Genomic DNA, 25812 nt, shown 5'->3' with positions numbered 1-25812 from the left:
ATAACGTTTTAAATGGTAGTCAGAGCATATTAAAAGAACTCAATTCGCAATGACGGAATTGAGTTTTTTTAACTGATTTTATTTACCTAAAAACTGATTACTTTCAACTTCACGGATAAAGTCGGCCAGGTGCTTGTAATAAACATCTGGATTATCAACCATGTGGTGGTGCCCACCATCTGGCGTAGTTACAAGTTGGGCGTTAGGAATTTCTTTTTGCATAATTTTGGCTGTTGCAATTGGCATTGTTTCATTCTCACCAAAAGTAAGTAAAGTTGGTACTTTAATATTTTTTAATTGCTTTCTAAAGTGCCAGTCTTTCAATTTTCCAGTAATGACAAATTCATTATCGCCTTGAAAAGCATTATAAACAGCACTACCGCCAATATCTTGTAAATGGTAAAGTTTTGATGGCTGCCGCCGATCAACAAAATTAATATTAAGAATATTAACATCTTCTTGGTAACGTTGATTGTCATAATCATTGCTAGCTTCACATTCATGCATAAAGTCAATTTCAGTTTGGGGCAAAATTTCTTGACGACGGCGATTAACAGCGGCAACATATTCATCAATTTCATCGACCATTGACGAAATAATTGCTCCCTTCAAGTGTTTACCATACTTAACTGCATATTCTTGAACCAGCAGACCGCCCCAACTCTGACCAATTAAGTAGAAGTTATCTAAGCCTAATTTGTTGCGAACTTCTTCTACTTCATCTAAAAAATATTCATAAGTTAAATATTTGTTAGCAATTTTGGGGTCTGTATAATCTGGTTGATCGGAGTAAAGCGAGCCCAATTGATCATACATTGTAATTTGTACATTAAGACCCTGCTTTTTCAGTTGCTCAGCCGTGTCTTCCCAATATTCGTGATTACCGCCCGGTCCACCATGTAGAGCTAATAAATGAATATCGCCTTGTCCTTGCGTATTGGTCCATAAGTGATAACCATTATCTAACGTAATAATTTTAGTGCCAGTTTTCATAGTTTGCTCCTTTATTTTTATAATTTTACTTTTAAGCTTATCATAATTAAGATAAAAAGCACGAAGCTACAAATCAAATTGCTATGTATACCATATATTAGCGCTTTCATGTTATAATTGCTTTAAAAAATAGTTACTTGTCGGGAGGAAAAAAGAAAAAATGACCGAACCCAAATGGCTTAAAGACATGGATAGAGCTGAATATTTAGAGGAAGATTTTGCGGCTAGTGATAAGAGTAGGTATACTGTCAGTGGAATTGATAAAGATGATCCAGATTGGTTAGAAAAGGCAGCAGCAAAAACTAATGCGGCAAGTGGTGACGATTACGTCAAACTTGATTGTGGTTTATTAACAGTTAATCAACTTAATTGGATGTTGCGGAATACGATTGGTGAACTAACTTTTGTTGATGATAACAACCAATTTTTATGGTATAACCGTCCAGTTGATGAGCAGGCTAAGATGAAGGCTAAACGAGTACCAGCACAAGTAGGGAGTTCAATGGGCGCGGTGCATCCGCATATTGGTGAGGTAATTCCTGCAGCTAAAAAAGTAGTCCATGCTTTACGTCATAAACAAGCTGGACATGATACGGTTTATATGCCTGTACCGACTGGTAATTTACAAGAACTTATTTTGCACTATTATAAGCGAGTTGAGGATGATGAGGGACACTACGTTGGCATTTATGAATGGGTACAAGATATATACCCCTTAGTTAAATACTTTTGTGAAACTACTGGTCAAAAATTAGTGATTGATGAAGATGCAAATACAGGTGCAACTTACCGGAATAATTCAAAGCCAGATGGTCATACCGGTGCATCAACTAAGGCTGGTAATTAAAATTAAATATTTCTGAGTAGTGAGCAGTACCTGTCTGCTCACTTTTTGTTATACTATTACTATATGTGATTATTAACTTGGCTAATCAAACTTAAATAACTATAGGCTTTTAGAGATGGTTAAATAGTAAGATTAGTTTTAAGCGTATTATCGGGAGTTATCTAGAGAAAATTTTAGCAGAGGTGGAATTATTATGGTTTTTTACACGCTTAAGTATATTGAACAAAATCAAAATACTAATAAAACAATCTTATATGCGTTGATTGCGATTGCAGCACTTACTTTAATTGCTTTTACTGCACTTTATTTGCGCCATCGTTTTGATACGCGTTATCGTGATTTGGGGATAATAGCTTTATTGTTTCTCTTATTATTTGTGGGTACTCAATATGAAGAGTACGTACAAACTAACTTAGTTAAATCACAGTCGGAACAAATTGCTCCATTCATTAAGTCTGTAGCTAAAGATAATGGTGTGGCTGTTTCTGATGTTTTGGTAAATTCAACAACATTAAAAGATGGCATAATTGTAAGAATTAATTCTAAAGATATTGACTATCAGTTAGAACTGAATAATGATAACAATACATATTCTTTGAAACAAGCTCATGTAATTAACCACGACGTTAATATAAAAGACTAGGAGGCAATCAGGATGGATTATACGCAACTTTTTATTAAATTTGTTTTAGGTGTGGTAACATTAATCTTTCAAATTAATGTTTTCGGTAAAAGTAACATTGCTCCAACTACTGCCTTAGATCAACTGCAGAATTATGTTTTAGGTGGCATTATTGGTGGCGTAATTTATAATGCCAATATTAGTGTATTGCAGTTTTTATTAGTTTTAATCGTATGGACACTAGTAGTCTTTATTTTAAAATTTGCCCGTGAGCATAGTAACTTTGTGCGAACAATAATTGATGGCAAACCTATCCAAATTATCAAAAATGGCAAAGTATTGGTTAAAAACTGCTTGACAGTTGGAATATCTGCCAATGAGCTAATGTTTAAGCTTCGTAGTCAAGGAATATATTCTGTGGATAAGGTTAAAAACTGTATCTTTGAAAAAAATGGACAGCTTACTGTAATTAAAAAGGATGAAAAAAATCTTCATTTTCCGCTTATCAATGATGGCCAAGTTAATGAAGATGCATTAGAATTTTTGAATAAGGATGAAGCTTGGTTAAAACGAAAGATTAAAGCAGCAGGCTACCAGGACTTTAGTGATATCTTTTTAGCTGATATTGAAGATGGTGAGGTTTCTTTTACTGATTACAAGCAAAAATAGAAAAGAGCTCTGAATGGAAAATTTGATTAAAGCGCAACAGCTAGTTAACGAGGCCGAAGTAATAATTGTTATTGCTGGAAATAAGTTTGCTAAATTAGAAGGATTGGATTTGTTAGGACAAGATAGCTTTGACCAAGACTTTCCGTTAATTGCCAAAAAGTATGACGTTCATTCAATTGGTTCAGCATTAGATTTAAAGGAATTAGCCTGGTCTGAAAAGTGGTTTATTTGGAGTCAGTTAATCAATAAGTATTCGCTCATGTATAAACCAAGTGCGACAATGAAACAATTAAAAGAGCTTCTGAACAAGAAAAAGTACTTTATTGCTACTGCTTCATTTGGTAATTTTTTTGAAAAAGCGGGTTTTAATCAAAATCGAATCTTTAACATTTTTGGTAATTGGACTAACATGCAGTGTTCTAGTGGAATTAATCATGGTTTAAAAAATGCGACCAAAGTTACTACCCAAATTGCGGCAACTACAGTTTTAACAGATATTGAAAAACTTATACCTAAGTGTGCTGTTTGTGGTCAACCGCTGGAAATTCATCTGCCAATTACTTCACATTTCTATCCTGATAGTGATGCTAACGCTCGTTTTCGTTGGTTTTTAACTGGAAATGAAGCTACAAAAACTGTTTTTTTAGAGCTCGGCGTTGATGAAACAAGTCCGCAATTATTTGAACCAATTATCCACTTAGTGGACGAATATAAGCAATGGTCATATGTTGCAGCAGATTATACTCAAGCTATGTTGCCGTTAACATTGCAAAACCGTAGTGCCGCTGTTAATACTGATTCAGCTAGCTTAGTTCAGGCTTTAATTGAGGGGAACAAGTAATGAGTATCTTTATTACGAATGGTATTTTACATGTTGCAGATGCCCAAAACAAATTGCGGGCTAAAGGGCAAGAACAGCCAGCATTTATTGATGATTATACTTTACTAGATATTGAAACCACTGGGCTTAATCCATACCGTGATCATGTAACCGAACTTGGGGCAATTAAAGTTAGAAATAACAAAGTCGTTAATCAATTTAGCCAATTAGTGGTTTATCCGCGGTCTAATCATGTGCCCACTTTTATTACTAATTTAAATGGAATTACCGAAGAATTGCTATGTAGTAAAGGTATACCAGTAAAGACAGCGATGGCGGAGTTTCGACAATTTATTGGTGAGGACATTATTGTGGGCTACAATGTTAATTTTGATTTAAATTTTCTGTATGATTTAACCCAAAAGTTTAACTTGCCGCGCCTCAGTAATGATTATGTTGATGTTTTACGTTTAGCTCGTGTTTACTATCCCTTTAAACGTAATCGATTGTTAGATTGTATGCAGCGAGCAGGAATTGCAGAAGTTGAAGAGCACCACGGTTTGGCTGATTCGCTTGCTACCAAAAAAGTTTATGATGACTTTCGCATGCACTTTACTGATCAATTATTAATGAAGGCACAAGCTAAGCTAAAAAATATTGATTTATTAGGACCTAAATTAGCACCAGCGGATCTAGGAATTCATCCTCCAATTAATAATAAAAAAATTGTATTTAGTGACGAGATAAGTATGAGTAAGTCTGAGGCTATCCAGATGGTTAATAATTTGGGTGGCCAAGGGCAAATTGCAGTTCAAGCTGATACGAACTATGTAGTTTTAGCAGATAAAGGATTTTTTAGTAAAAATAATTTTTTGTGGCAGCAAGCACAGAAATATAATCGAGCAGGAGCTAAAATTAAGCGCTTGTCTGAAAGCTACTTTTTAAATATGATTGATGAATGGGCTAGAAGTTAACTAAAAAGCAAAGCATTGCAGCTTTGCTTTTTTGCTGTTGCAAACAAAGGTTCGATTAGATATACTTAACTATTATTAGTTCAGGGAGTATTTGAATGGCACGTAGGCGAAAAAAAAATAGTAGTAATAATAATGACTTTTGGGCTCTAGTAATTATTATCCTATTTTTAGTTTGGTTTGTTATAACTAAGGGCGGGACCGATCCTAGTGGTCACCAGACAATCAACCAATTTACTCAAAATGAGCAACCAAGTGATAATAAAATTGACCATACCAAACCCGCAGCAAAGGCATATGGAGGTTTAGCTAAAGAAGATTATGATAAGTTAGCAAGGATTGATTTTAAAAGTGGTACAGCAGCTTATATACCTGTCAACGGCAATCATTCGACGTTAATTAAGGAGGCCTGGAAGGTCAATCGAGTCATTTATTCAAATTTAGATGATTTAAATCGCACTTCCCACTCTAATACTGCTTTTTTAGAAAAAAGAAACATTGCCAATGGTGAATTTCGGACGCGGCAATTTGTGGCGCCAACCGGTTGGCATTACAATCGCCGTAACGGCAGTCAAATTTATAATCGGGGGCACTTGATTGCTTATTCAATTTCTGCTGGAATTGACGCAGAGGGAAATTATAATCCTGATACTATGACTGGTGATCAAAATAACCCTAAAAATTTATTTACCCAATCAGCTTTTTCAAATCAAAAAGTGCAAACTATTTTTGAAAGTAAGGTTAGACAGGCGTTAAGGCAAAGGAAACGTGTTATATATCAAGCAACGCCGATTTTTCGTGGCGAAGAATTAATGGCTCGCGGTATCAATTTACAAGCTATTTCTACCGATAATAGTTTAGATTTTAACGTTTATTTGTTTAATGTTGAGCCTGGCTACTCCTTTGATTATAGCGATGGACGAGCAAGGATAAATCATGAAATGCAAGTGAGACAGGTATATTAATTATTTTTATAATTTTATTTTTGCTAATTTCTGTGAAAATAATAAAAAGATAGTAATTGTTCGGATAATCTGACTAATAATAAATAAGCGTAAAAATTAAAGCAGCATTATTGGATGTTGCTTTTTTTGTGTATTTTCATGTAGCAAAAATCAGAACATTTACTCCAAAAAAATATTAATAACTCCCTGTTTGAGAAGTTAAAACGAATATTATTAATAGGTGTTGGCAATTTTTGGGGGTATAAAACGAACTATTAATGCAAAGCCTTAGTTGTATTAAAACCGATTTTATTTTAAAATTAAGTAAAGAAGAGAATTAATATGATACAAATTGATAGTGGTACAAATTAATGGATAACAACAAATTCGTTGAAGTAAAAAATCTGAGAAAGGTTTATGATAATGGTCACGAGGCGATTAAGAACGTAAGCTTTTCTGTTAAAAAAGGTGATTTGGTCTGTCTTCTAGGACCTTCAGGCTGTGGGAAAACTACTATCTTAAATATGTTAGCTGGCTTACTTAATCCAACTGCTGGTGAGATTCTTTTTGATGGTAAATCGATGGTTAAAGTTGCACCAAAAGATCGCCATATTGGGTATGTTTTCCAAAACTATGCTTTATATCCTCATATGACAGTTTTACAAAATGTAATGTTTCCTTTAACAGTTGGCAAGAACAAGCGCTCTAAAGCTGAAGCTAAAAAAGTGGCACAAAAGTATATGCAATTGACGCAGATTATGGATCTTGCTGATCAAAAGCCAGGTAATTTGTCAGGTGGACAGCAGCAGCGTGTTGCTATAGCTCGGGCTTTAGTTCAAGAACCAAAGATTCTTTTAATGGATGAGCCATTAAGTAATTTAGATGCTAGATTACGTTTAAAGATTCGTGAGGAAATTCGCTCATTAGTTAAATCAGTTGGTATTACTACTTTGTTTGTAACTCATGATCAAGAAGAGGCATTGTCAATAGGCGATAAGATTATCTTATTTAATGATGGGATCATTCAACAAGATGATTTAGGGCAAAATTTCTATTTGGAACCAAATAATTACTTTGTCGCAAATTTTATCGGCAACCCAGTAATTGATAATTTTAAAGTTATTAAAACAGATCAGGAATTGCGTTCAAGCCAATTCACCATCCCACTTGCTTTGCTTGATGCCTCCCGCTTTAAGCGCAATTTGCCAAACGGTGAATATATATTATCAGTACGTCCTGAAAATATTACGCCCCAAAAAGATGGATTTTTGCATGTTAAGGTTGATGATGTTGAATTAATTGGTCGGGAGCGAATCTTAAAGTTCACCTATGATCAAGTGCAAGCTCGGTCATTGATTAATTTAGAAGAGTCGATTCAACCAGGTGATGAAGTAACCTTACAGCTGAAATTTAATCGTATATTTATCTTTACACCAGGTGGGGAGCGCGTTTACTAATGGAGACAAATCAGAAAAAGGCATGGCTATTTTTAGCGCCAACCATTATTTTTGTTACGCTATTTAGCATTTATCCCATTCTGCGTGCATTGGGAATGAGTTTTCAAAGCGGCTCATTGATTGACTTACATTGGAGCGGTTTAAATAATTATCAGTATATTTTTCATGATCCTGAATTTTGGCTTGCACTTCGAAACACTGCTTTATATGCCATTATTTCTGTCCCACTTGGTTTGGTTATTTCGATTATGCTGGCTTGGATTATTTTTGATAAAGTTAAGCACCAATCATTTTTTGAAACCACCTTTTTTATGCCCTATGTTACCTCAACAATCGCCATTGGGATAGTATTTCGTTATATCTTTAATGGTGATTATGGCATGCTTAACTTTATTTTACGCTTATTGCATTTACCAGCTCCTAACTGGATTGATGATCCTGCTTGGTCATTGGTAACGATTATTATCTTTGGTATTTGGACATCACTAGCTTTTAATATTGTCATTTTAATGGGAGCATTACGTAATATTGACCCTAATTTTTATACCATTGCTGATATGTATGGTGCTAGCGACAAAGATAAATTTTGGCGGATAACTATGCCAGAATTGGTACCCACTCTAGCATTTTTACTAACAATGAATATTATTGGTGCTTTTAAAATTTATACTTCGGTTTATGCCTTATTTAATGGTCAAGCAGGAATTGGTAACTCAGGTACTACAGCTGTTTTTTATATTTATAATAAATTTCAAATTGTCGGTACTCCTGGTGTAGCAATGGCAGCAACAGTAATTTTATTTCTCCTCATTTTGTTTGCTACGTTCTTGCAACGGAAAATGATAAAGAAGATTGGAGAAAATTAATGAAACGAATACGTTTTGGGGTTTTGATCAGTTACCTCATTTTGTTTATCTTTGCAATAATTACTGTTTTTCCTTTTGTTTATATGATTTTGGGTGGATTAATGAGCTTTCAGGAAACAACTTCAATTCCCCCGACCTTAATTCCGCATCATTTTGAGTGGAATAATTATGCGAAAGTTTTTGCTAGAGCGCCCTTTGCTCGTTACTTTTTTAATACAATTTTAACTGCAAGCGTGACAACTTTGGTTAGTTTATTTAACTCACTTTTAGGTGCCTTTGCGATGGTTAATTTGCGCTTTAAGGGTAAAGGCCTTGTGCAAATGATTTTACTGTCATTATTAATGGTTCCAGGAGAAGCAATAATTTTTACTAACTACAATACTATTGCAAAAATGGGCTTACTTAATACTTATATAGGCCTGGTCCTTCCCTTTTTAACTTCGATTTTTTATATGTATTATTTACAAAGCTATTTTGGGTCAATTTCAACAACTATTTATAAGGCGGCAATGATTGATGGTGCAAGCGATTGGGACTATATTTGGAAAATTCTTGTGCCCATGTCTAAAAGTGGTTTGTTCACAGTTGGCTTATTAAGTTTTATTTCTGGTTGGAATTCCTTTCTTTGGCCATTATTAGTAACTAATGAAGATACAATGCGCTTACTCAATAATGGTTTATCTTCTTTTGCTTCAGATGCAGGTAGTGAGACGCAATTGCAACTAGCTGCAGCTACTTTAACCGTTTTGCCAGTTTTAGTTTTGTATTTCATTTTTAGAAAACAGATTATTAAAGGGGTGGTGCGTAATGACCTTAAAGGATAAAACAACCATTACTTTTTATAATGGGTTAACAACAATTGGCGGACCGATGATTGAGGTTGCTTATAACAAGTCACATGTTTTGTTTGACTTGGGTGAAGTATATCGGCCGGAATTAGAATTGCCGGATGAAAGTTATTCAACGCTAATTAAAAACCAGTTGATTGGGGATGTGCCTAACTTCTATGATCCATTACTTACTGGCCAGCCAATTGATTATCAACGTTGGGAGCACGCTGCAGCATATATGTCGCATTTACATCTTGATCATAGTAAAGCTCTGAATTTTTTGGCTCCAGAAATTCCGCTTTATGCTGGTCCACTTACAGCTCGGTTATTACCTGTTTTAAATGAAAATGGAGATTTTCTCTTGCCAGCAGCAGGGCACAAACCTAATTATACTAGGCCAATTATTGCGGCTAAGTATCAAGTACCAATTCATATCGGAGAAATAACACTAACCATTTGGCCCAGCGATCATGATGCATATGGTGCAACTGGTTTAATTATTACTACTCCCAATCAGACCTTGGCTTATACGGGGGATATCCGATTGCATGGTTATCATCCTGATTGGGTACATCAATTTTTAGCTGCTGCTAGGGGCTGTGATGCGTTAATTGTTGAAGGGACTGGAGTTTCTTGGCCTGAGGAAAAGCAGGTTCAACCTAGTGCAGAATTTACTGGTCCCAGAACTGAAATTGAGTTAACTGACCAAATCATCCAGCTTGAACGAGTTAATGAAAAACGGCAATTAACTTTTAATACCTATCCAACTAATGTAGAACGATTGTTACGTTTGCTTGAACTTTCACCGCGCAAGGTAGTGCTGCATGCTAAGAGAGCACATTTACTAAAAGAAAGCTTGCAACAAGATTACTTGTATTATTACTTGCCAGGAGAGCAGAAAATTGCAAATTTAAATCCGCAGTTGGCAGTTGATTATGAGAAACTGCTTGCTGATAATCATGAGTATCTCTGGCAAGTAGTTAAAAATTATGGTGATTTGCAAGTAGGAGGTTTATATATTCATTCTAATGCTGAACCACTAGGTGATTTTGATCCAGCATATGAGCCTTTTATACAGACATTAATGGATAGAAAGATTGAATTTAAAGCTTTACGTTGCTCAGGTCATGCGGATGAAAAAGAGCTTAAGCAAATTATTAGCGAGGTTCAACCTAAAGCACTTATTCCGGTGCACACACTGCATCCGGAGCTTGAGGAGAACCCTTTTGGAAAACGGATTTTACCAAAGCGTAATCAAACAATTACGCTTTAGTTAATCAAAAACTTGTTGTTTAATTTTTATTTTTGGGGAGGTTTACTAAATGAAGTTTAGTAAAAAAATTATAGCAGCCTTTGCTGCTGGTATGGCTTTGATCGGGACTGCTGCTTGTTCTAATGGTAGTCATTCGTCTTCGTCATCTAGCACCGATAATTCTGAAAAAATTGTTAAAGTAACTAAGCAAACTAATATCGTTTTTTGGCACGGAATGACAGGTGTCCAGCAAGAAACGCTTAAGGGTTTAACTAAGGAGTTTGAAAAAGAAAATCCAAAGATTAAGGTTAAGTTGGAAAATCAGGGTGCCTATAATGACTTGCAGGCCAAGATTAATTCGACCTTGCAATCACCTAATAACTTACCAACAATTACCCAGGCTTATCCTGATTGGCTTTATACAGCTGCTAAGAATAAAATGTTGGTTGATTTAACGCCGTACATTAATAACAAAGCTGTTGGTTGGGGTGGTAGCAAAGCTTCTAATATCAAGCCAGCCCTACTTGACGGTGCCAAAATCGCAGGTACGCAGTACGGCATCCCATTTAATAAATCGATTGAAACTTTGACTTATAATGCAGATATTTTTAAAAAATATGGTATTAAAAAGGCACCGACAACAATGGCTGAATTGAAACAGGATGCTGAAATAATTTACAAAAAGAGTAATCACAAAGTTGTTGGTGCTGGTTTTGATTCATTGTCAAACTACTACACTTTGGGAATGAAAAATGAAGGAGTCGACTTCTCAAGTAAGATTGATTTTACCAGTCCTACTTCAAAGAAGGTAATTAACTACTATGCTGACGGTATTAAGGCTGGTTACTTTAGAGTGGCTGGTTCAGAACACTATCTTTCAGGCCCATTTGCTAACCAAAAGGTAGCAATGTTTATTGGTACCTCGGCTGGTGAAGGTTTCGTTAAGCAAGGTGTTGGTGATAAGTTTACTTATGATGTTGCTCCTCGTCCTGGAAAATACACAATGTCACAAGGAACCGATATTTACATGTTTAATCATGCAACAGCTGAACAAAAAGCTGCTGCATTTACATACATTAAGTTTCTAGTTTCTAAAGCTAGTCAACTTAAGTGGGCTAATGCAACTGGCTACATTCCAGTTAATCATGCAGCTGCTGATGCAACTGAATACAAAGATAATAAGCAGATTAAACTTCCGGCTAAGTTAGAAGATGCCATGAAGAATCTTTACAGCGTTCCAGTTGTTAAAGATGCTGGGGCTGCATATGGTCAACTTAATCCAATTATGCAAAATATTTTAGCTGCTGCGCAGAAGAAGCAAGATGTAGATAACGCAATTAATTCGGGTAAAGCAAAATTTGCGGCTGCTTGGAAACAATAAAAATTAAATAGCAATTAATTTAAAAACTAATAAGCCCTAAAAGTGTCTCACTTTTAGGGCTTATTTTTGTAATTAAATACTTAATTATTAAGATGAACAGGGCAATGGTGTATAAAAGATATATTTGATGTAAACGCATAAAAAGCGAACTTTATTATTGCCTAAATGTATCAATAGTAAATAAATACGAATTTTATTGTGCTTTTAATTGTAATTTAACCATTATTGCTTTACAATAAACAAGACTTAAATTTTACTAAGTTTAATTAAATATAGATAAATTTTGGAGGAAATAATATGAACTTTGCTAAAAAGCTAGCGACTTTTATCGTTGCTAATTTAGCTTTATTTGTAACTACAGCTTGCTCAAGCAATAAGCCATCCTCAACCGTTGATTCCAATAAAATTCCGAAAATAACAGAAAAGACTACGGTAACCTTTTGGCATGGGATGCAGGGAGCACAAGAAAATACTTTAAAAAGTTTAGTTCAGGATTTTGAAGAAAAGAATCCCCAAATAAAAATAAAACTTGAACAACAAGGAAATTATGATGATTTGCAAGCTAAATTAACGGCAACTTTGCCATCTCCTAAAAATTTACCAACAATTACTCAGGCCTATCCAGGTTGGTTACAAAGCGCTGCCCAAAATAAAATGCTTCAGAATCTAGCTCCATATATAAATAACAAAGATGTTGGTTGGGGCAGTAGCCAAGCTTCTGAAATTAAACCAGAATTGTTGGCTAGTGCCAAAATTAATAACATCCAATATGGAATTCCATTTAACAAATCAATTGAAGTGCTTGTCTATAATCCAAAACTGCTCAAACAATATGGCATTAATAAGGTGCCAACAACGATGGTTGAATTAAAGCAGGCTGCCCAGACTGTTTATGAAAAGAGTCACCACCAAGTTGTTGGAGCTGGCTTTGATAATTTAAATAATTACTATGTATTAGGAATGAAAAATCAAGGACAAGCTTTTTCAAGTAAAATTGATTTTACAGGTGAAGAATCAAGTAAAGTTATTAATTACTTTGTTGCTGGTGAAAAAGAGGGTTATTTTAGAATGCCCGGTTCGGATAAGTATCTATATATTCCGTTTGCTAATCAAAAATTGGCGATGCTGATAACATCATCATCTACGGAAACTTGGATTAAGCAGGCTAGTAAAAAGGGTTTAACCTATGATATAGCAGCTCGACCGGGAAAGTATACTTTGCAGCAAGGAACAGATATTTATATGTTCAGCCGTGCTAGTGCAATGCAAAAAGCAGCCGCCTTTAAATTTATGAAGTTTTTAACTGCTAAAAATAGCCAATTAAAATGGGCTAAAGCAACTGGATATATTCCAGTTAATCAAAAGGCAGTTCAGGCTGATAGTTATCAAGCTAATAGTGAATTTAAATTACCAGCTCATTTAAATGAGCTTATGAATACCAACTCCTTATATAGTGTTCCTGTAATTAAAAATGCAAATGCAACTTTTGGTCAGTTAACACCAATTATGCAATCGATTTTAGTTGCTGGTCAAAAAAATCGAAATGTTGAACAGACTATTAGAACCGGTAAAATCAAATTTAATGCTGCTTGGCAGCAATAAAAAGCAGGCTAATGCCTGTTTTTTATTTAGTGTTTTTTTACTTGAATGGTAAGATAATATTGTTATAAAAATCTACTAATTGCTTAACTAAATAGCCAGGGGTGAAAAATGATAAAAGAGCAAAAATTTCCAGTAGCAACTAAATATAAATGGTTTGATATCAATAATTTAAGTGAAGATGATAGTGAAAAGCTACAAGATGATTTCAATTTTACTTCTGATATGATTTCATATATTTCTGATCGGCATGAGCGACCACATTATGACTACGACACTTATACAAAAATCCATTTATTAATCTATGACGTACCAATTTGGCCTACGCAAGTAATTAAACATTTTACGGCGCATCCCATTACTTTTTTAGTATCTGGAGAAAATATTTTTACTTTCCATACTGAAGCAACTGGTTATGTATTTGACGAATTTAATGATTATGCAATGCGACGAGAATTATCCAATTCTCAAGATGTGACTGAGTTATTAATGAAATTTATGTTATATGCCACACAATATTTTCAAAGAGCAATCACGCAGCTTGATGATGAGCGCAATAGTCTTGATAAAAAATTATCAGGAGATATTAATAACAAGGACTTAGTGGAATTATCAAATATTGAAAAGAGTTTAGTCTATTTATCTAGTTCAATCCAAACTAATTCAATGATGATTCATAGCTTAAAATTATCAGAATTAGATTTCACTAAAAAAGCACGCGAAAGTCTTGACGATGTTTTAATTGAATCAAATCAAGCCGCCGAAATGGTTAAAATTTCGCAGCAAGTAACAAAAACTTTGTCAGCTACATCCAATAATATGATGAATAATAATTTAAATGATACGATGAAGTTTTTAACTGTCTGGTCATTAGTTTTAACGATTCCAACAATTTTAACGGGCTTTTATGGCATGAATGTCAGTTTACCAGTAGGGCATAGTTCTTTGGACTGGGTAATAATTATCGTATTGACAGTTTTATTGATGGTTTGGCTAATTGTTCTAATGAAACGTCATCATTTTTTCTAAATTGAGGTAAATTTATGAAAAATAAAGTATTTGTTGGATCAATTATTACAACTTTACTAGCCTTTATGCTTTATACTGTTAATTTAAAACAGACTAAAAATGCAGATATTAAAATTATTGGACAAAGTCAAAAAAGGAATGGTAATAAGTCTAAGTCGATAAAAGAACCACATACTGCAGAAATAGAATATCCGCGCGAAGTTAAGATTACGGGTGGTAGTAAATTGGTCTGGGCTAAAAAAATAAAGCAGACAATGGGTAAAAAGCAAAGTTACCAAGTTTATTTAAAGGATCTTAACAATAATCAATTTGCTCAAGTTGCTAATATTTCCAAGGCTCACAGTGTTAATTCGGTTAGTCGCTTGTTTTTATTATTAACTATTTATTATCAAGAGCAACACCATAAATTATCTAGTAAAACGGTTATTAAGGTAAAGAAAGCAGATGTGGTAAAAGATGAAAAAATATTGCAACCAGGAATCGGCTATGGCATTACCTATTTAAGACAGGCAATGATGAATGGCAGTCAAACAGCCACTAATGTACTTTTAAGAAAGGTAAAACTAACCCAAGTTAATTTTGTTATCAAAAAAATGGGTTTAGTGGATACTAAAGTGAAACCTAAGTTTGTTGCAACAACCACAGCTAAAGATCTGGCTCAAATTATGATAAATCTTTATCAAAATAAGACCTTGAATAGGCAATACTCTAACCGGGTTTTAGGTGTCTTAAGTTCAGTTAAAAATAAGCCCAAAATTGGACAAACAGGCAGTGGATTAATTTATGCTATCGGTGACAAAAAAGCTAATGTTGCTCTGATTCAAAGGGGTGGGCATACATACTGTATGGCTATTTTAAGCAATAGTGATCATAATTTTAGTCAGTTAGGTAAAGTAGTTAATAAATTTTTTAAATAGTTTAATAAAAAAGAATTCAGTTTTTGAATTCTTTTTTATGTTATTAAGGATCTTAAAAATAATTTACAGATTGTAGATTGTATTCTTCAATGTGTAGTGCTATATTATTCACTATGCCGTAAAAGGAGGAGTGAAATTGGTAAAAAAAAGAAGTCTTGACCTGGATAAAATAATTACTAAGGCAACTGAATTAATTGCTCAGCGGGGTCTATCTGCTACTACCTTACCTAATTTAGCTAATGAATTAGGTGTTCGTTCACAATCTTTGTATCACTATGTATCAGGACGTAAGCAATTGTTATCTTTAGTTGGTGCGAGCCGAATTAAAGTTATGATTACTGTATTAACAGATAGTTTAATAGGTCTATCCGGGAAGGAAGCATTGCTTAAATTTGCTGATATTATTCGCAACTTTATTTTAAATGACCCAGCACTATTTAGTATCTTGTATCATTTGAATGAATATCAACAAGACGATGCGATTACACAAGAAATTATGAATGTAATTGCATTGGCTGATAAATTACATTTACGCAGTGACAGTACAGTTTCACTCCATTCTTTAATTGGCGCAGTTTTGGGTTATGTTTTTCTGGATGTTTCGGCATCGTTTGTTGGTGAAACTAGTGCCCAAGCTGATCAAGGTTATCATGAATTAGTTTTACAGTTAGTTCAGCCGAAAAATATTTTACAAAATTAGAAAGGAAAAGTAGAGTGCAAAAACTACTAAAAAATCATATTTTTTCATTAATTGCATGGATTTTAATTTTAATTATTTCTGTTGTGGCTTTGCCAGATATTACTGGGTTAACACGCGAGCACTCGAATGTTTCCCTGCCACAAGACGTTCAAAGTGAAGTAGCTCAATCAATTCAGAATGACTGGGGTCCAAAACAAAAAAATACCTATCAAATTGCGGTTGTTTTCAATAAAAAGAAGGGCACGATATCAGCGGATGATAAAAATGCGATTAATCAAACTGTAGCCAAGCTTAAAAACAACCAGGATGACTATGGTATTAAGCAAATATTGGCTCCTGATGATAACATTGCAACTAAGAATAAATTAAAGTCTAAGAATAATAAAACTTGGATTATGCAGATTAATGTTGCTAAAAATCACGCGCCAATTAATGAAGTAGAAAAAGAATTAACTAGTGCAGTTAAGACTAATGGCGTTAGAACTTATATCACTGGTGCAGATGTCTTACAAAATGCTTTTTCTAATTCGATTCAAGAAGGAATTAAAAAGACTGAAGCAATTACGATTGTCTTTATTTTTATCGTGTTGATTATTGTCTTTAGGTCACCAATTGTACCGTTAATCTCATTATTAACAGTTGGCGTATCCTTTATTACTTCTTTTTCAATTGTAACTAACTTAGTGAAATATCAAAATTTCCCATTCTCGAATTTCACGCAAGTCTTTATGATTATTGTTTTATTTGGAATAGGTACCGACTACAATATTTTACTCTATGATAAGTTTAAAGAAGATTTGGGTTTGGGTCTAAACCGTTATGAAGCAATGAAAAATGCACTAAAAGTTGCTGGTAAAACAATTTTATATTCGGGATCATCAATTTTAATCGGCTTTTCCGCCTTAAGTTTAGCTAATTTTTCTATTTATCAGTCTGCAGTTGGAGTTGCAGTCGGGGTCGCTGTCTTATTAATCGTTTTGTTAACGTTAAATCCATTCTTTATGGCGGTTTTAGGCAAAAAAATGTTTTGGCCAGTAAAGCAGTTTACTGGTGAACATGAAGACAAGTTATGGCACGGTATTTCTAAAGGAACATTAGCCCACCCAATTATTTATTTACTTGTTTTAGCAGTAGTAGTTACTCCTTTTGCTTTAATGTACTCGGGCAATTTGAATTACGATGATACTGATGAAATTGAAAATAGCGTTCCAGCTAAGGCTGGAATGCTAGTTGTTGAAAAAGACTTTTCTAAGGGAATGGCTGAGCCATCAGTTCTTTATATTAAAAGTAAGCATCGATTAGATAATGAAGCAGATTTGCGCCTGTTAGATCAGTTAACTAGACAATTACAGGCTTCAAAAGATGTATCTTTTGTAACCTCGGTTACCCAACCTTATGGCGAAAGTATTGATCAATTATATGTAAAGAATCAATTGGATACTGTTAATCAAGGGGTTGATCAGGCACGTGCGGGTTTAGGTAAATTGAGTCAAGCATCAAAAAAGGTTTCTGCTGGTGCTAGCCAATTAGCTAATGGTACCAGTCAATTGCAAACTGGTACTGGTCAACTTCAAAGTGGAGCTGGTCAATTGCAGACTGGCACTGCGCAAATGAGTAGCGGTCTTAATCAGTTGAATTCTCAATTACAAAGTGGGACGCAGGGACTAGCAGGTGCGCAACAACAGACTAAAGCGACCTTAGAGCAAAGTTATAAGGCCAATTTATCTAAAAGCATTGGTAGCTTACCTGGCTTAACAGCACAGCAAAAAATGGCTGCTATGCAAGCTGCAGGTGCTGCTCTTGAAAAATCATGGGCGCAAGCTTCAGCTTCAATGCCAGATGTTTCTGGACAAATGGGTCAATTACAGTCTGGTGTTGGACGTTTAGCAACGGCTTCTGGGCAACTTAATACCGGAGCTACCAGTTTAAATGGTGGAATTGGTCAATTACATTCAAGTGTTGGTCAATTAGATTCTGGAGCTAACCAATTAGCTTCAAGTACCCCTAAGATTACTAACGGTGTTGATGAAGTTAACAGTGGATTAGGCCAGGGTGCTACTTACTTGACTGGACTAGCGAGTTCGTCTGCAGCAGATACCTTTTATATTCCAAGGGAATTTATTAAAAATGATACTTTCCAAACGTCAATTAAAAATTATCTTAGTCCTGACAAAAAATCAGCAATGTTAATGATCGTCTTTAAGTCTAATCCAAGTGGCACTGAAGCAACTAAAAAAGCCCAAGATTTAAGTTTAATGGCTGAAAAATCATTTGCTGGAACGCGCCTTAAAAATGCAGTAGTAGCAATGGGCGGCGAAAGCTCAAAAATTGCTGACATTAAGGAAGTTGCTAATAAAGATTTCATTAGAACGGCAGCTATTATGCTGATTGGAATTGGGATTGCCCTGATTTTTGTAACTAGATCTTTGTTACAACCGATTTATATTTTGGGCACATTATTGATTGCTTACTTCTGCTCATTATCAATTAGTGAATGGGTAGTTAAAGCAGTTCTAAATAAAGACATGATAACTTGGAATACGCCATTCTTTGGATTCATTCTTTTGATTGCTCTGGGTGTTGATTACAGCATTTTCTTGATGACACGTTACCGTGCTCTGGAGGGCAATAGACCTAGTGACCGCATACTTAAAGCCTGTGGAATTATTGGAACAGTTGTTATTTCTGCTGCAATTATTCTTGGCGGTACTTTTGCGGCATTAATTCCATCTGGTATACCAACTTTAATTGAAGTTGCTTTAACTGTAATCATTGGTTTGATCATTTTGGTCTTTATTATGCCAATCACTTTGTCTGCTGCAGTTAAGTTGACTTATGAAGGAATTTCAATGAAAAAGAATAGACGGGTAAAGGATTAATTTAACCAAGTCTTTTGAAAAGTAGTAATTATTAAATTAAGTAAAAAAGTACGATAAAGAAATTTTCTTTATTGTACTTTTTGTTTTATGATAAAGGTAACAAATATTATGTACAAAAGGGTGCGTGTTATGACTACTTGTCCAAATTGTAATCGACCAATTACTGATAATGATAAAATTTGTCCTAAATGTCATTTTGATTTACAAAAATATCGGGATACTTTTTTTACTGATAAACATTTACAAGCAAATTATGAAAATGATAAAACCGGTGAAAGAATTGCTAGTCGCAAATTATACCGGCAAGAATTTTATCCCCAAAAACAAAATCTAGTTGTGCAAAAGATGTTAGAATGGTTACGCGTCAATAGTATGATAGTCATGCTTTTAGGAATTACATTATTGATACTTATGAGCTTTTCACGTAGTATCGGTTGGATTTGCTTTTTTGCTTTATTAGTCTGGCTTTATGTAGTTTGTATCCGTAGTGAAAAAATTGAGCGCTACACTGTTGATCGGCGCCTAACTGAAAAAGTCAATCAAATATTTTCTAATACCTTTAATAGTGTTGCAAATTCCAAACGAAAGGTTATAAAAAATAGAGGACAACAAGCAAACCAAGAGGCCTTTAGTAAGCAACATTACGGTTATAGCCAACTTTTAGTTATTTTAATGGCCGTAATTAATTTAATTGTAATGTTTGCTGGCTCAGGTGCTTCGATATCTGATGTTACTTATACGGGAAAAATGTCAATTACGCGGGTTATATTTCGGTTAGCAGGGCATCTATTTTCTTCAGGTGAGACAAGACTTTCAGGTGTATTACTTTGTTTAATTTGGTTATTAATTGTTTTAATTCCATTGAGTATTATTTACAGTACCTTGAAAGACAACAAGAAAAGACGTTTATTAGCATTCAGTTTATCTTTACTTGAATCAATTTTCTTAATTTATTTAATTATTAGACTTTCTAGTATTAATGTTGCAGGGAAGGGTCTTTTGAAAAATATTACTAATGAATTTTTGCTTTATGCTGTTTCGGTTGGTACCTCGACGTATTTTTTGATTTTATCCAGTATTATGACAACTTTTTTAACAGGTTATAATTTGATAAGAGAAAAATTGCGGTAATAAAAAAGCAGGACTATGTGTGTCCTGCTTTTTATTATTGTTAATTATTTTGCTGGCATATCGATAACTAAGTGTTCGTTAACAAAGGCTAGCAAACCTAAATTGCTAAGTTCACGACCATAGCCTGATTTTTTAATACCACCAAAAGGCAATTCACCTGAACTAATCCAAGTTCCGTTGATCACAGTCATTCCAGTTTCGATTTGTGCGGCAACGCTACGGGCATGGTCAGTGTTTTTACTAATAATAGATGAACCAAGCCCATAACTTGAGTCATTGGCTAAAGCAATTGCTTCATCTTCATCGTTAACTTCATACACAATTGCCACGGGACCAAAAAATTCCTGATCGTATGCTGGATTATTTTTGGTGACATTGGTTAGAATGATTGGTCTGAAAAAGGCACCTGTTGAATTTATTTCTGGATATTGATAAAAAATTTTAGCGCCATTAGCAACTGCTTCTTCAACTTGACTAGTTAATTTTTCTTTAGCGATGTATGAGTTCATTGGCGCTAAAGTTGTTTTACTATCTAATGGATCACCAGCACATAAGCTTGAGAAGGCATCCTTTAATTGAGCTAAAACCTCTTTATATTTAGACTTAACAGCGATAATTCTTTTGGAAGAAGTGCATACTTGGCCGGCATTATAGGTTCTAGCCGAGTAAAGTAATTGTTTTAAAATTTTTGAATCAGCATCTTCTAGTACAATAAAGGCATCGTTACCTCCAAGTTCCATAGTGGCTTTTTTTAAATTTTTACCAGCATTTTCAGCGACTGCAGCTCCGCCACGTTCTGAACCAGTTAAAGCAACGCCTTGAATACGTGAATCAGCCATAACTTTATTTAATTGATCATAATTTAGATAAAGATTGATCAAACTACCTTCAGGTGCGCCAGCCTGTTTAATAATTTTTTCAATTAAAGCAGCAGATTGTGGTACATTGTGGGCATGCTTAAGTATAATAGGGTTACCAACTACAAAGTTAGGAGCAAAAACCCGAATTACTTGGTAAAGTGGAAAGTTCCATGGCTCACAAGCCAAGACAACTCCAGTTGCTTGCTTTAAATAATAGGCTTGACCCAGATTAGAATTAATAGGCTCGGGGTTAAGCATCTCAGCACCATGCTCGGCATAGTAATCACATATTTTAGCGCAGAGTTCAACTTCATGATTGGCTTCAGTGATTAATTTTCCCATTTCCTGGGTCATAATTTCGGCCATTAATTTTTGCTTTTTATATAAATTATTAGCAATTTCATGTAAAGTTTTTGCGCGACTGCTTGGTGCTTCGTGACGCCATTTTTGGTATAAAGCATGAGCCAAACTAATAGCATCTTCAACTTGCTCTGCTGTAGGGTTGCTAAATGTTGCCAAGACTTCATTAGTATATGGATTAATTGATTGATATTTAGCCATAATTATCTCCTTAATTTTAATTATACCTTTTAACATATTGTAAATCGCTTTCAAGCTAAAGGTACGGTGTAATTACAAAAAATTATCCAGTGGTTTTGATTAAATAGTTAATTGATTCATCAAGATATTGTTTTGAATAGGACATAGCATGCTTAGAGCCAGCTATCAATTTAAGATCTATACCATGATTTTTTTGGGCTAAAGTTGCAATAAAATCAAGTAAGTCTCGGGTTGCCACTAGTTCTTTAGTTGAATTAATCATTAATAATTGGCGTAAATTTTGATAATTGTATGATGCAGCATCAAGCTTTTCCAGGATGGTTGTATCACTTGATCCTGCATATGTTAGGGTGAAAAATTTGTAAAAAGCATCATTAATATCGTTTAGTGTTGTTAAACCCAGTTCTTTTTGGGCATTTTTGGCCGGCTTGACTTTGGGATGATTTTTTATCCAAGAAGAATAGCTGACTGGTGCTGACCAAGTAACAGTTGGGAAGCCGTATTTACCAGCTAGATAAAGTGCAATTGTGCCACCACTACTTGCGCCTATTTGTGTAATGGTTGTGTTTGAACTAGTATATTTGCTATTAAATAGCCATTTGACAAACTTGTTGCTATCAGCGTGAGCAGTGGGGAAAGTAGATGCAGGCGCGAGTGAATAATTTGGTGCAAATACTAAAAATCCGTGTGCTGCTACTTTAAGACATAATTGTTTTAGTTCGTTTTTATCGCCGCGAAACCAACCTCCACCATGCCAAAAAATCAAGATTTTGTTTGCAACGGGCATTTCTGGTAGATAAAGGTCAACAGTTAAATTCTTTGAGTTATCGTAAATAAGATTATTTATAATTTGAGTCATATTATAACCTCCTAATATATTGTATAACATGTATATAATTGTATAGAATGTAATTACAACAGCTATTTAAGCCAAATCTTTAAAATCTTTAAAACATTATCCTTAATTAACTAAAAATGAATCAATTAGATTATTTTTTTGGTAGAATGAGAACTAATAAATGGAGGTAAATTATGCATTTGTCAGCTAAAGCCAGTCGAAGATTGATTAATATTCTGACCATTGTCAGTGCGATTGTTATTATTCTTTTGTGTATTTATTGGTATCGCTTAGGAATTTTTACTAGTCAAGCTAAAATGAAAGCATATTTAGCTGATAAAAGAATCAGTGGACCGATAATTTTTGTTTTAATTCAAATTATGCAAGTTGTTTTCCCAATAATTCCTGGAGGTGTATCACTTTTAGGTGGTGTGGTCTTTTTTGGCCCACTTGCAGGGTTTATTTATAACTATGTTGGTGTTTGTATCGGATCAATCATTGACTTTTTTTTAGCCAGATTTTATGGTAAACCGTTTATTTTACATATTGTTTCAGAAAAGACTTTTGATAAATATATTAAATGGACAGAAAACCAACGTAAGTTTAATTGGTTCTTTGGTATTTGTATTGTCGCCCCGATGGCCCCTGACGATGTTCTTTGTTTACTTGCCGGATTAACTGAAATGAAGTTTTCAACTTATTTTTGGATTATAGTTTTAGGTAAACCTTGGACTATAGCTGCCTATAGCTTTGCTTTAATGTTTGGGATGGATTGGCTTTTAAAACTGGTTGGTAAGTGATGGCTAACAGAGTTTATTTACGTTCGTTTGAACTAACAGATGCACCGACGATTTTAAAGTGGGGTCAAGATCAATCTTATCAAGATGCGGCTGGCTTTCAATCTTATCAAGACTTAAAGCAGGCCCAAGTGGCAGTTAAACAATACATTAATCGGCAATATAGCTATGGAATTTGTTTGAGGCAAGGCAAGCAATTAATTGGTTTGGCTGAATTATACGAACGAGGAACTAATGAAGCTGATTTGTTAAAGACAAAAGAGGTCGGCTTTTTATTGGATAAAGAATATACTGGACATGGCTATATGACTGAAGCATTGACGATGTTATTTGACTTGGCTTTTAATCAACTTAGGCAAGAAGAAATTTGGGCAGGTACATTTACAAATAATGTAAAATCACAAAATTTACTTAAGCGTTTGGGCTTTCATTATCAGTATGAAATTGATTTGCATAAAATTAATCCTTTATTTACGTACAAAGAAAAATATTTTTTACTTAAAAAAGCGGAATGGCTTAAGACTGAGTTGAATTGATTTGAGTTAATAGTTCTTTTAACTATCTAAGTTATTAAAGGGCAGTAATATATGACAAGCTTAAAAATTTAAAATTACAAATAATTACTATTTGCGTAAAGAAGCAGAATAGCTTAAAATAAACACAAACACGGAGTCCTAAGATGGTTTTTAGAGAGTTTGCGTTGTGGTGAAAGCGAATAACTGTCGTTTCCAGACTTCAATAATGTGGGTAATTAAGAGTTACACGGAAAAGGGCACCGTTATCGCCATTTTAATTAAGTGCAGTTGCTAATGCAATTGAAACTGGGTGGCACCGCGAAGACATGTATTGAGCTGATTCGTCCCAATTTAGGGATGAATCAGCTCTTTTTTATGGAGGGAAAATTATGTTAGATATCAAAGTGATACGTGATAATTTAGATTGGGCAAAAGATAAGCTGGCTAGACGTGGTGTTAAGCCAGCAGAATTGGACGATTTAATTGCTATTGACCAAGAACGTCGTGAGGACTTGAATCAAAGTGAACAATTAAAGGCAAAACGTAACCAAGTGTCCAAACAAATCGCTACTGCTAAACGAAATAAAGAAGATGCGACTGAAGCAATTGCCGCAATGAGGCAAGTTGGTGATGAAATTAAGCAATTAGATGAACAAGTTAATGAATTGACTGAAAAACAAAATTATATTTTGCTTCGTCTACCTAATTTCCCAGACGATTCTGCGCCAATCGGGCCTAATGAAGATTATAATCAAGAGGTGCGTAAATGGCATAATCCAACTGAGCTATCTTTTACGCCAAAAGCTCATTGGGAATTAGGAACTAATTTAGATATTTTGGATTGGGATCGTGGAGCTAAAGTTACAGGAGCACGTTTTGTTTATTATAAAGGGGCTGGAGCACTTTTAGAACGTGCAGTTTTCAATTTCTTTTTAGATGAAAACATAAAGGCGGGCTATACCGAAATGATTCCACCATATTTAGTTAATGAAGAATCAATGCAAGGTACCGGGCAGTTTCCTAAATTCCGTGAAGATGTTTATACAATTGTTGATAATGATGATCCGGAAAAACAATTAGATTTAACATTGATTCCAACAGCTGAAGTTCCTTTAGTTAATTATTTCCGTGACGAGATTATTCACGAAGATAAATTACCAATAAATGTAACAGCAATGTCGCCTGCTTTCAGAAGTGAAGCTGGTTCAGCTGGACGGGATACACGTGGATTAATTAGAATGCATGAATTTAGAAAAGTTGAAATGGTAAAGATTTGTAAACAAGAAGATTCATGGGCAGAACTGGATAAACTAACAGCTAATGCGGAACATTTGTTACAAAAATTAAACTTACCTTATCATGTGGTTGCACTTGCAACGGGTGATGCAAGTTTTACAAGTGCAAAAACTTACGACTTAGAAGTTTGGATGCCAGCGCAGGATAAATATCGTGAAATTTCAAGTTGTTCAAATTGTACAGACTTTCAAGCGCGCCGAGCACAAATTCGCTATCGTGATGAAGATGGTAAACTTCATTTAGCACACACACTTAATGGTTCTGGTTTAGCAGTTGGGCGAACAGTTGCGGCAATTTTAGAAAACTACCAAAATGAAGATGGTACAGTTACAGTACCAGAAGTTTTGGTGCCATATATGGGTGGTATGACCAAAATTACTAAAAATCCTAGCTTAATCTAAAAGCAAGGCTACTCCTAAAAGTTTTTTAATTATTAGGAGTAGCCTTTTTATTTAAAGGTAAATTTATTTTGAAATAAATTTTTATAGTTAATTTAAAGTGAAAAGGGATAAATTACGAATAATTAATGGACATTGCTTTCACAAATTACAGGAATATCAATTTTTATTTTAAAAAGAAAAGTAGATTTATTAAATAATCAGACTAATATACGAACTAAAAAAATATTTGACTAATTAAAACAAAAATAGTAAAGTATTATCTGTGCTTGAGAGTACTAGACAGTACTGCAATAAAGCAAAAAAGATATAAAAAACCAGTTGACAAAAGCGACTGAGTTTAGTAATATAAAAAGCGCTGTTGTTTAAAGAAGCGGCAGCGGGGGTCAGAAAAAAGTTCTTGACACAGTCGAGAGCATCTGATAAAATAGAAAAGCACCGCTAATAAGCGGAGCGGGTAGTACCTTGAAAACTGAATAATGTTTTCGCAAAAGTGTGCGGGTTTAAAAAGAACCCAAAACAATGAGCGAAGTCAATTCGCAAGCAAATAAATCCGAGATGCGAATCTTGGAAAGAATGAGCAAACATTCAAACAAACATATAAAAAATGAGAGTTTGATCCTGGCTCAGGACGAACGCT

Annotated in this window: 23 protein-coding genes; 20 read left to right on the top strand and 3 right to left on the bottom strand. The window is 34.5% G+C overall.

Going from position 1 to position 25812, the window contains the following annotated elements; translation table 11 throughout:
• Positions 1-78: 78 nt before the first annotated feature.
• A complete protein-coding gene (locus BM203_RS06540) occupies positions 79-993 on the bottom strand; it encodes a proline-specific peptidase family protein (protein ID WP_090093694.1) in 915 nt (304 codons plus the stop codon).
• Positions 994-1153: 160 nt separating this feature from the next.
• Between BM203_RS06540 and BM203_RS06535 the strand changes: the two genes are divergently transcribed.
• The 17 genes from BM203_RS06535 to BM203_RS06455 all read left to right on the top strand — a co-directional run bounded on the left by BM203_RS06535 (position 1154) and on the right by BM203_RS06455 (position 19907).
• Positions 1154-1840 (top strand): PAS domain-containing protein, encoded by a 687-nt coding sequence (locus BM203_RS06535; RefSeq protein WP_090093692.1) that lies wholly within the window; start codon positions 1154-1156, stop codon positions 1838-1840.
• A 193-nt stretch (positions 1841-2033) separates the two neighbouring features.
• The gene (locus BM203_RS06530) at positions 2034-2483 is read left to right on the top strand and encodes a DUF3290 domain-containing protein (protein WP_090093690.1); all 450 of its coding nucleotides are present in this window, start codon (positions 2034-2036) and stop codon (positions 2481-2483) included.
• 12 nt (positions 2484-2495) lie between these two features.
• The gene (locus BM203_RS06525; protein ID WP_199688754.1) at positions 2496-3131 is read left to right on the top strand and encodes a DUF421 domain-containing protein; all 636 of its coding nucleotides are present in this window, start codon (positions 2496-2498) and stop codon (positions 3129-3131) included.
• 13 nt (positions 3132-3144) lie between these two features.
• Positions 3145-3972, top strand: a complete 828-nt coding sequence (locus BM203_RS06520) for a Sir2 family NAD-dependent protein deacetylase (RefSeq protein WP_090093687.1) — start codon at positions 3145-3147, stop codon at positions 3970-3972.
• Complete coding sequence (locus BM203_RS06515; protein WP_090093685.1) at positions 3972-4925, top strand: exonuclease domain-containing protein; 954 nt, start codon at positions 3972-3974, stop codon at positions 4923-4925. Before BM203_RS06520 ends, BM203_RS06515 begins: the two co-directional genes overlap by 1 nt.
• A 95-nt stretch (positions 4926-5020) precedes the next feature.
• Positions 5021-5887 (top strand): DNA/RNA non-specific endonuclease, encoded by an 867-nt coding sequence (locus tag BM203_RS06510; RefSeq protein ID WP_090093683.1) that lies wholly within the window; start codon positions 5021-5023, stop codon positions 5885-5887.
• Between the two features lie 350 nt (positions 5888-6237).
• The gene (locus BM203_RS06505; RefSeq protein WP_090093681.1) at positions 6238-7323 is read left to right on the top strand and encodes an ABC transporter ATP-binding protein; all 1086 of its coding nucleotides are present in this window, start codon (positions 6238-6240) and stop codon (positions 7321-7323) included.
• Positions 7323-8189 (top strand): carbohydrate ABC transporter permease, encoded by an 867-nt coding sequence (locus BM203_RS06500; RefSeq protein ID WP_090093680.1) that lies wholly within the window; start codon positions 7323-7325, stop codon positions 8187-8189. The genes BM203_RS06505 and BM203_RS06500 overlap by 1 nt, the downstream gene beginning before the upstream one ends.
• Positions 8189-9013, top strand: a complete 825-nt coding sequence (locus BM203_RS06495; protein WP_090093678.1) for a carbohydrate ABC transporter permease — start codon at positions 8189-8191, stop codon at positions 9011-9013. The genes BM203_RS06500 and BM203_RS06495 overlap by 1 nt, the downstream gene beginning before the upstream one ends.
• Entirely contained in the window at positions 8997-10292 is a 1296-nt protein-coding gene (locus BM203_RS06490) for an MBL fold metallo-hydrolase (protein WP_090093676.1), read from the top strand. Before BM203_RS06495 ends, BM203_RS06490 begins: the two co-directional genes overlap by 17 nt.
• Before the next feature lie 49 nt (positions 10293-10341).
• Entirely contained in the window at positions 10342-11652 is a 1311-nt protein-coding gene (locus BM203_RS06485; RefSeq protein ID WP_090093674.1) for an extracellular solute-binding protein, read from the top strand.
• A gap of 297 nt (positions 11653-11949) precedes the next feature.
• Complete coding sequence (locus BM203_RS06480) at positions 11950-13254, top strand: extracellular solute-binding protein (RefSeq protein ID WP_090093672.1); 1305 nt, start codon at positions 11950-11952, stop codon at positions 13252-13254.
• Between the two features lie 108 nt (positions 13255-13362).
• Positions 13363-14280 carry a magnesium transporter CorA family protein gene (locus BM203_RS06475; protein ID WP_090093670.1) on the top strand — a complete coding sequence of 306 codons (918 nt, stop codon included), beginning with the start codon at positions 13363-13365 and terminating at the stop codon, positions 14278-14280.
• Positions 14281-14294: 14 nt separating this feature from the next.
• Positions 14295-15197 (top strand): serine hydrolase, encoded by a 903-nt coding sequence (locus BM203_RS06470; protein ID WP_090093668.1) that lies wholly within the window; start codon positions 14295-14297, stop codon positions 15195-15197.
• 136 nt (positions 15198-15333) lie between these two features.
• Entirely contained in the window at positions 15334-15897 is a 564-nt protein-coding gene (locus BM203_RS06465; RefSeq protein WP_090093666.1) for a TetR/AcrR family transcriptional regulator, read from the top strand.
• A gap of 14 nt (positions 15898-15911) precedes the next feature.
• A complete protein-coding gene (locus BM203_RS06460) occupies positions 15912-18776 on the top strand; it encodes an MMPL family transporter (RefSeq protein WP_090093664.1) in 2865 nt (954 codons plus the stop codon).
• A 129-nt stretch (positions 18777-18905) separates the two neighbouring features.
• Complete coding sequence (locus tag BM203_RS06455; RefSeq protein ID WP_090093662.1) at positions 18906-19907, top strand: zinc-ribbon domain-containing protein; 1002 nt, start codon at positions 18906-18908, stop codon at positions 19905-19907.
• Between the two features lie 44 nt (positions 19908-19951).
• Here BM203_RS06455 and BM203_RS06450 read toward each other — a convergent pair whose 3' ends face one another.
• Positions 19952-21328 (bottom strand): NAD-dependent succinate-semialdehyde dehydrogenase, encoded by a 1377-nt coding sequence (locus BM203_RS06450; RefSeq protein WP_090093660.1) that lies wholly within the window; start codon positions 21326-21328, stop codon positions 19952-19954.
• An 82-nt stretch (positions 21329-21410) separates the two neighbouring features.
• Positions 21411-22187 carry an alpha/beta hydrolase fold domain-containing protein gene (locus BM203_RS06445; RefSeq protein ID WP_090093658.1) on the bottom strand — a complete coding sequence of 259 codons (777 nt, stop codon included), beginning with the start codon at positions 22185-22187 and terminating at the stop codon, positions 21411-21413.
• A gap of 173 nt (positions 22188-22360) precedes the next feature.
• Here BM203_RS06445 and BM203_RS06440 point away from each other — a divergent pair, with 173 nt between their 5' ends.
• The 3 genes from BM203_RS06440 (at position 22361) to serS (ending at position 25175) form a co-directional block, all read left to right on the top strand.
• Positions 22361-22966 (top strand): TVP38/TMEM64 family protein, encoded by a 606-nt coding sequence (locus BM203_RS06440; RefSeq protein WP_182431376.1) that lies wholly within the window; start codon positions 22361-22363, stop codon positions 22964-22966.
• Positions 22966-23499 (top strand): GNAT family N-acetyltransferase, encoded by a 534-nt coding sequence (locus tag BM203_RS06435; RefSeq protein WP_090093655.1) that lies wholly within the window; start codon positions 22966-22968, stop codon positions 23497-23499. The genes BM203_RS06440 and BM203_RS06435 overlap by 1 nt, the downstream gene beginning before the upstream one ends.
• Before the next feature lie 368 nt (positions 23500-23867).
• Complete coding sequence (gene serS / locus BM203_RS06430; protein ID WP_090093653.1) at positions 23868-25175, top strand: serine--tRNA ligase; 1308 nt, start codon at positions 23868-23870, stop codon at positions 25173-25175.
• The last annotated feature ends 637 nt before the right edge of the window (positions 25176-25812 follow it).

The sequence above is a fragment of the Lactobacillus bombicola genome (genome assembly GCF_900112665.1).
Lineage (GTDB): Bacteria > Bacillota > Bacilli > Lactobacillales > Lactobacillaceae > Lactobacillus > Lactobacillus bombicola.
The sequence above is the reverse complement of the archived record's forward strand: the minus strand, read 5'-3'. Positions and strand labels throughout refer to the sequence as shown.